Origin of the sequence: Dietzia timorensis (assembly GCF_020742175.1) — a bacterium.
GTDB classification, from domain to species: Bacteria; Actinomycetota; Actinomycetes; order Mycobacteriales; family Mycobacteriaceae; genus Dietzia; species Dietzia timorensis_A.
Genome location: NZ_DYXM01000079.1, coordinates 1 through 6187, shown reverse-complemented (window position 1 = coordinate 6187; position 6187 = coordinate 1). Strand labels below are relative to the sequence as shown.

General features: G+C 66.7%; 6 protein-coding genes and 1 pseudogene. 2 read left to right on the top strand and 5 right to left on the bottom strand.

Annotated features, from left to right (window positions below):
- Nucleotides 1-750 (top strand): annotated as a pseudogene (locus K8V11_RS04330) (MFS transporter); the annotation flags it as partial.
- Nucleotides 751-937: 187 nt separating this feature from the next.
- Here the strand turns inward: K8V11_RS04330 and K8V11_RS04325 are convergent.
- The 4 genes from K8V11_RS04325 to K8V11_RS04310 form a co-directional block, all read right to left on the bottom strand.
- The gene (locus tag K8V11_RS04325) at nt 938-1708 is read right to left on the bottom strand and encodes an ABC transporter permease (RefSeq protein WP_303911167.1); all 771 of its coding nucleotides are present in this window, start codon (nt 1706-1708) and stop codon (nt 938-940) included.
- Entirely contained in the window at nt 1705-2712 is a 1008-nt protein-coding gene (locus K8V11_RS04320) for an ABC transporter ATP-binding protein (protein WP_303911166.1), read from the bottom strand. The genes K8V11_RS04325 and K8V11_RS04320 overlap by 4 nt, the downstream gene beginning before the upstream one ends.
- A 63-nt stretch (nt 2713-2775) precedes the next feature.
- On the bottom strand, nt 2776-3519 hold the full coding sequence (locus K8V11_RS04315; RefSeq protein WP_303911165.1) for a dienelactone hydrolase family protein: 744 nt from the start codon (nt 3517-3519) through the stop codon (nt 2776-2778).
- A 132-nt stretch (nt 3520-3651) separates the two neighbouring features.
- Entirely contained in the window at nt 3652-4875 is a 1224-nt protein-coding gene (locus tag K8V11_RS04310) for a hypothetical protein (RefSeq protein ID WP_303911164.1), read from the bottom strand.
- 511 nt (nt 4876-5386) lie between these two features.
- Here K8V11_RS04310 and K8V11_RS04305 point away from each other — a divergent pair.
- The gene (locus K8V11_RS04305; protein ID WP_303911163.1) at nt 5387-5641 is read left to right on the top strand and encodes a hypothetical protein; all 255 of its coding nucleotides are present in this window, start codon (nt 5387-5389) and stop codon (nt 5639-5641) included.
- 24 nt (nt 5642-5665) lie between these two features.
- On the opposite strand, the gene K8V11_RS04300 is transcribed toward K8V11_RS04305, so the two are convergent.
- A partial coding sequence (locus K8V11_RS04300; RefSeq protein ID WP_369693036.1) for a thiazole synthase occupies nt 5666-6187 on the bottom strand: 522 nt, incomplete at its 5' end.

Genomic DNA, 6187 nt, shown 5'->3' with positions numbered 1-6187 from the left:
CTGCAGCTGGTCAGCGGGCACTCGCCCATGTCGGCCGGCGTGATGCTGCTCCCGGGCCTCGGCGTCTCGGTCGTTATGGGCCTGCTGGCCGTGCGTTTCGTCCGCTTTATGACGCCGGGCGCGCTCATCACCCTCGGCCTACTACTCAATGCGACGGCCTACGTGGTTGTGGCGGCCGCGTCCTTCATGGCCAGCGACGTCGGGCTGATGCTCGCCTTTGCGATCCTCGGCGCCGGCATCGGTGTGGCCGAGACGCTCTCGAACGACGTGATCCTGTCGTCCGTGCCCTCCCACAAGGCGGGCGCGGCCTCGGCGATCTCGGAGACCGCGTACGAGACGGGGTCCGTGCTCGGCACGGCCGTACTCGGGTCGATCCTCGGCTTCGTCTACAGCTCGGTCGTCACGGTGCCCGCGGCTGCGGGTTCGGCGGCGGATGCCGCGCGCGAGACGCTCGCCGGCGGGCTCGGCGTGGCCTCGTCGCTCGGCGGGCCCGAGGGCGCGGCGCTCGCGGACTCCGCGCGCCACGCGTTCGATATGGGCTCGATCGCCACGTCCGCGCTCGCATTCGTGCTGATGCTCGGCGCCGCGTTCCTCGTGCATAAGACGATCCGGCCCAATGCATCCGGCGATGCCGAGGCCGCGGTCGAAGCCGACTCGGACGCCAGCGCCGACGCTAATGCCGATACCGACGCGCCGGCGGCTCCCGTCGAGGCCGCGACCACGGACGTCGCCGCGAGCGCGCGGATCTAGCCCGAAACACGTCCCATGCGGTTTTGAGTAGACAGCGTCTACAAGTTGCGGGGAGAAAGGCGTGTGCCATAGCCCACTGCTAAATATTGAAAGAGCGGCCGGGTGGAATTCCACCCGGCCGCTCTTTTTCGTCCTTACGCCTTAACCGCCGTCGTCAATGAGGACGTGCGGTAGACGTCGCCGCGAATCAGGCGTCGCGCTTGTACAGCGCGAATAGTCCGGCGGTCCACAGGATCAGCGAGAACACGATGAACCACAGGATGTTGGCGGGGTCGTCGAAGGACTTCGCGAGCCCGGTGCCCGCCTGGTCCATCGCCCAGGTCATGCCGTTCTGGAACGGCATCCACGAGCCGATGGCGTCGCCGACGCGCGGCAGGTTCGACAGCACGCTTTCGATGATGAACACCCAGCCGATAACCAGCGTGATCGTGCCCGCGACGTTGCGGAGCAGGAAGCTGATGCCGACCATGGCGAGCATCGACACCGCCATGTACGCCGCGAAACGGAGGTTCGCGAGAAGCGCGTCCCCGCTCCACGGGGCAAGGGAGTCCGAGCCGGTCACCAGGAACGTGAGGATGAGCGCGAGGAAGGTGAACACGAACGAGATCACCGCTCCGGCGACGACGAAGAAGCCGGTCTTCACCAGGTAGACGTCCCAGCGCCTGGGGGCGACGGCGAAGACGTTCTTGATCGTGCCGCTCCGGTATTCACCGCAGATGAGCACGATCGCGACGACCCAGATGAGCATCGCCGGGAAGCTGCCGAAGGTCGAGCCGACCATCTCACCGGCGGAGAACTCCATGTTCGCCGAGTCTCCGTTGGCGTCCTCGATGTCGAGGGTCTGGAGGTAGCTCATCAGGCCGGCGAGGCCGAGGGTGATGACAAGGGCGATCGCCAGGAGCACCCACGTGGACAGTACTGATTTGGATTTGATCCACTCTGCGCGAAGAAGATTCATCGCCGGCCTCCTTGCTGCGGGAAGTTCTGCTGGCCGTGGTTGGCGTGCGCTCCGGGCCCCTTGGGTCCGGCTGCGTACTGGCCGGCGTCCTCGGCGATCGGCTCGCCCGTGCGGTACTCGACGTCGTCCTGGGTGAGCGCCATGAAGGCCTGCTCCAGGCTCGGCTGGTCGAGGTAGAGCTGATGAAGCAGCACACTGTTGTCGAAAGCGAGGCGGCCGACCTGCTCGATGTTCTTGCCCTTGATCGCGATCTGCTGAGACTCGCCCGTCGGCTGCGGGTCGAAGCCGTTCTCGCGGAGCACCGCCGCGAAGTCGGTGGCGTCCGGGGTGCGGACGAGGATCGTGGCTTCCTGGGTGGCGACGAGGTCGTGGACCGAGGTCTGCGCACGGAGCTTGCCCTTACCGATGACGATGAGGTCCTCCGCCGTCAGCGCCATTTCCGAGAGCAGGTGGCTGGAGACCAGCACGGTCCGGCCTTCGTCGGCGCGGGCCTTCATGAAGTTTCGGACCCACAGGATGCCCTCGGGATCGAGGCCGTTGACGGGCTCGTCGAACATGAGGACCTTCGGGTCACCGAGCATCGCGGCGGCGAGGCCGAGACGCTGGCGCATGCCCAGCGAAAAGCCGCCGACCTTCTTCTTCGCGACCTGCCGCAGGCCGACGAGGTCGAGTACCTCGTTGACGCGGGAGGCGGGGATGTTGCCGTACGCGGCCTGCGCCTCGAGGTGCGCGCGAGCCGGCCGGCTCGGGTGCACCCACGTCGCGTCGAGGAGCGCGGCGGCGACTTTCGACGGCTCGGCGTGGTCGGCGAACGGCTTTCCCTCGACCAGCGCATGCCCTGTCGTCGGGTTGTCGAGCCCGAGGATCATGCGCATCGTGGTCGACTTACCTGCGCCGTTCGGCCCGAGGAAGCCTGTCACCTTGCCGGGCCGCACGCTGAACGTGAGGTCCTGTACGGCAGTTTTCTGGCCGTATCTCTTTGTTAGATTGCTAACTTCAATCATGGTGACCAGTGTGCACGACTGAACCCGCCGCTGTCCGGCGGCGCGGCCCGGTCGTGACCGGGCTCACTGCGGGAGATGACGGCCGAGCGCATCGTGGAGCTCGGCGAACGCGCGCTCCGCACCCTGCTCTTGGTACATCACGGTGTCGGCCATCGTGTATCCGTGCGGCGCGTCTGGGTAGAACGCGCTCGTGCACTGGAGGCCGGCGTCGCGGGCGGCGGAGTCCAAGCTGGCGGCGTTCTCCGGCGTCATACCCGGGTCGTTGTCCGCGTGGCCGAAGAGGAACGCCGCCCTCGCCGAGGCGATGGAATGGTGCGGGCTGTCGGAGTCGTCGGTGACGAGCCCGCCGCCGTGAAAACCCGCGGCGAGCGCGACCTCAGGGTGGCGTCCGGCGGTGCGGAGCGCGAGGCGCGCGCCCATGCAGAAACCGACGGTCGCGATCGCGCCCTCGCGCACCTCGTCCAGCGTGTGGAGCGCACGGACATAGGCGTCGACGTCGCGCTCGGCGCGCTCGGTGTCGAGCCTGCCGATGCGGGGTTTCGCGGCGCCGATCACCTCGTCGCGCCCCTCGGGGGTGCGCATGTCGGCGCGCGGCGCGAGCTCGGCCACCGAGCCCTCGCGGTAGAAAACGTTCGGCGCGAGCACCGCGTAACCCCAACCCGCGATGCGCTCACATATCTGCTCGATCTGCGGGCGCAGGCCCAGCGCATCCATATAGAGGATGACGCCGGGCGCCGCCCCTTCCCCGGTGGACGCGAGATACGCCTCCGCAGGACCGTCGGTCGTCTCGACACTGATGTATCCCATGGGCGACACCGTACGCCGCGTGGCAACAAAAGAACCGCCGGCCGCTGCCCTTTCGGGCTGCAGCCGGCGGTGCTTTTTCGACAGCTTTGCAGGCGAACCTAATTACTCAGCCGGCGCAGCCTCGGCCGGAACCTACTCGCCGAGCCCCTCGAACGAGCCGGTGATCTGGTCGAGCGAGCCGGTGACGCTGCTAAGCGGGCCGCCATCCGGGGTGATGCGGCACAGCTGGTTCTTGCCGGCACCCTCGCCCGCCTCCGGCGCGAACTTGTTGACGGAGAAGGCGTTGCCCTTGCCGTCGACGCTCACGTGGTTCGGGGCCTGGCCGAGCTCGGCGTTCGGGCCGGCCGGGAGGTCGCCGACCTGCTCGAACGTGGCCGCGTCGTAAACGGTGATGTTGTTTGCGGTGCGGTTCGAGACGTAGACGAGGCCGGTGGCGTCGTCGTGCTTCGCGTTGAGCGCGCCCTCGCCGGTCTCGAAGTTCTTGACGACGTCGCCGGACTCCTCGTCGACGACGACCGCGCTGCCGGTGGTCTGGTCGATGGCCCAGATGTTGCCGTTCTTGGTGTCGATGGTGACGCCGGATGCGGCCTCGACCGAGTCGCCGAGGTCGTAGGTGGTGACCTCGTTGCCGTTGCGCGTATCGATCTTCGCGGCGTGCGGTCCGCCGAGGTCGACGGTAAAGAGCGCGCCGGTGGCCGGGTCGAGATCGAGAGAGACGGTGTTCGCGAGATCCGGGAGCTCGATCTTGGTGGGTGCGGCGTCGAGATCGTTGCCGTCAAACTCGTAGACGGCGCCCTCCTCGGAGGCGGCCGACGAAACGTAGGCCTTGCCGCTTTCCGGGTCGACGGCGACATCGCGTGCGTGGTCGACGAGACCCGCCTCGTACTGCTTGACCAGGTCGAGCGTCTTCGCGTCGTAGACCGCGACCGTGTTGTCGCGGGTGTTGGTCGTCCACACGTAGCCATTGGCATCGTCGACGGCGACTCCGTAGACCGCTGTGCGGGCGCCGCTCGCTTCGTCGTTGACCGCCGGGTCGACCGAGTCGAGGACCTCGAGGGAGTCGGCGTCGACCTTCGTGAGAGTCGACTCGGTCACCGGCGGGCGACCGACGGAGCGGGTGACGTACACGGCGTTCTCGGTCTCGCTGTACGCGGTTTGGTAGAGACCGGCGTCGAGCGCGACGCAGTCCTGCGCGAACTGGGTGGCGCCGATCGAGCCGGTGATCTGGGCGAGCGGAGACTCCTGCGCGTTGGCCGCCGACATCGACAGGGCGGAGCCGCCGCCGACAACCATGGCGGCGGTGAAGAGTCCGGCGAGCGCCCGGCGTCCGGCGTTGCGAGATGGTGATGCGTACATAAGACCTCAACTCTTGATGCGAAAGTGTGGCCTGCGGGATGCCCGCAGATGAACATTCACGTGCTGACGAGGCAACGGCCTTGCGAGCTCCGGCACGTTGTGGCCGTTCAGCGTTGCTCTCGTCAACAAGTAAAGCGAACGACACTGACCGTAGGCGAGGCTTGCCTTAGTTTTCAACAGTTGTTTGGGATTCACTCAGCGAGAGTCGTCGAAGCTCAAGGGGGCAGCGCTAGCCCACCCGGGCCCCGAAAGAACTCACTCCCGCTACAAATGCAGAGGTACGCACACTTTCCGAATTTTGGAATCGAGCACAATCAACCACGAAGGAGAAGGAAAAGTTTGCGATGTGAGATGACTCACAGTTAAACGGGCGTTACTCGAGTCTGTTTCTCTTGTTTAACTCCAGCGCTCAGGCGTGCACTCGTGCCACTCCCAGCGAACCAGCCGAAAACACCAGATAGAAGCGAGCAAATCGCGCGCCCGACTCCCTTATGGGATTTACGGTGGACACATGGAACCGCCGATTCTCGATGTCTACTGGAACCTTGGACCGCCAATCGCCTTACTCGTCGTGGTTGTGGCGGCAGTGGCGCTGTATCTCAACACTCGCGATCGCCTCGCCGCCGCCATCATCACGATTGCCGGTTGCATCTCGGCATTCTTCGCACCCGCCGTGCCGATCCTGCTTGGAGCTGGCTACCTCGCGTACGCCCTGTACACGCAGCGCGGCGGGCGCCCGAAACTTTCGGGTTCCGACGAGCAATAGCCCCTTCGCCCGCAATCGCTCGCGCTAGTCGTCAAGCGGCGGGCTCGATGCCTGCGCCCAGAAGCGCTTCGGGATTCGGCCCGCGCGCCGCGCGAGGTACCCGGATTCCACCGCGAGCCGCATCGCGCGCGCCATCTGCGCGGGCCGCTCGGCGCGCGTCACCGCAGTCGCAAGCAGAACCGCATCGCAGCCGAGCTCCATCGCGAGCGCCGCATCCGAAGCGGTGCCGATCCCCGCATCGCACACTACGGGCACGCCCGCGTTTGCCACGATGATCTCCAGGTTGTGCGGGTTGCAGATGCCCAGCCCGGTACCGATGGGCGCACCCAGCGGCATGACGGCGGCGCAGCCGACATCCTCCAGGCGCCGAGCCACCGTCGGATCGTCGGTCGTGTACGGCAGCACGACGAACCCCTCGTCGACGAGCTCCTCCGCCGCCGCCACGAGCTCGATCGCATCGGGCATCAGCGTCCGCTCGTCGGCGATCACCTCGAGCTTGACCCAGTTCGTGCCGAGCGCCTCGCGCGCCATCTTCGCCGTCTTCAC

Coding starts and splice junctions, on each gene's coding strand:
- K8V11_RS04325 (WP_303911167.1), bottom strand. CDS start 1,708: ATGAATCTTCTTCGCGCAGAGTGGATCAAATCCAAATCAGTACTGTCC.
- K8V11_RS04320 (WP_303911166.1), bottom strand. CDS start 2,712: ATGATTGAAGTTAGCAATCTAACAAAGAGATACGGCCAGAAAACTGCC.
- K8V11_RS04315 (WP_303911165.1), bottom strand. CDS start 3,519: ATGGGATACATCAGTGTCGAGACGACCGACGGTCCTGCGGAGGCGTAT.
- K8V11_RS04310 (WP_303911164.1), bottom strand. CDS start 4,875: ATGTACGCATCACCATCTCGCAACGCCGGACGCCGGGCGCTCGCCGGA.
- K8V11_RS04305 (WP_303911163.1), top strand. CDS start 5,387: ATGGAACCGCCGATTCTCGATGTCTACTGGAACCTTGGACCGCCAATC.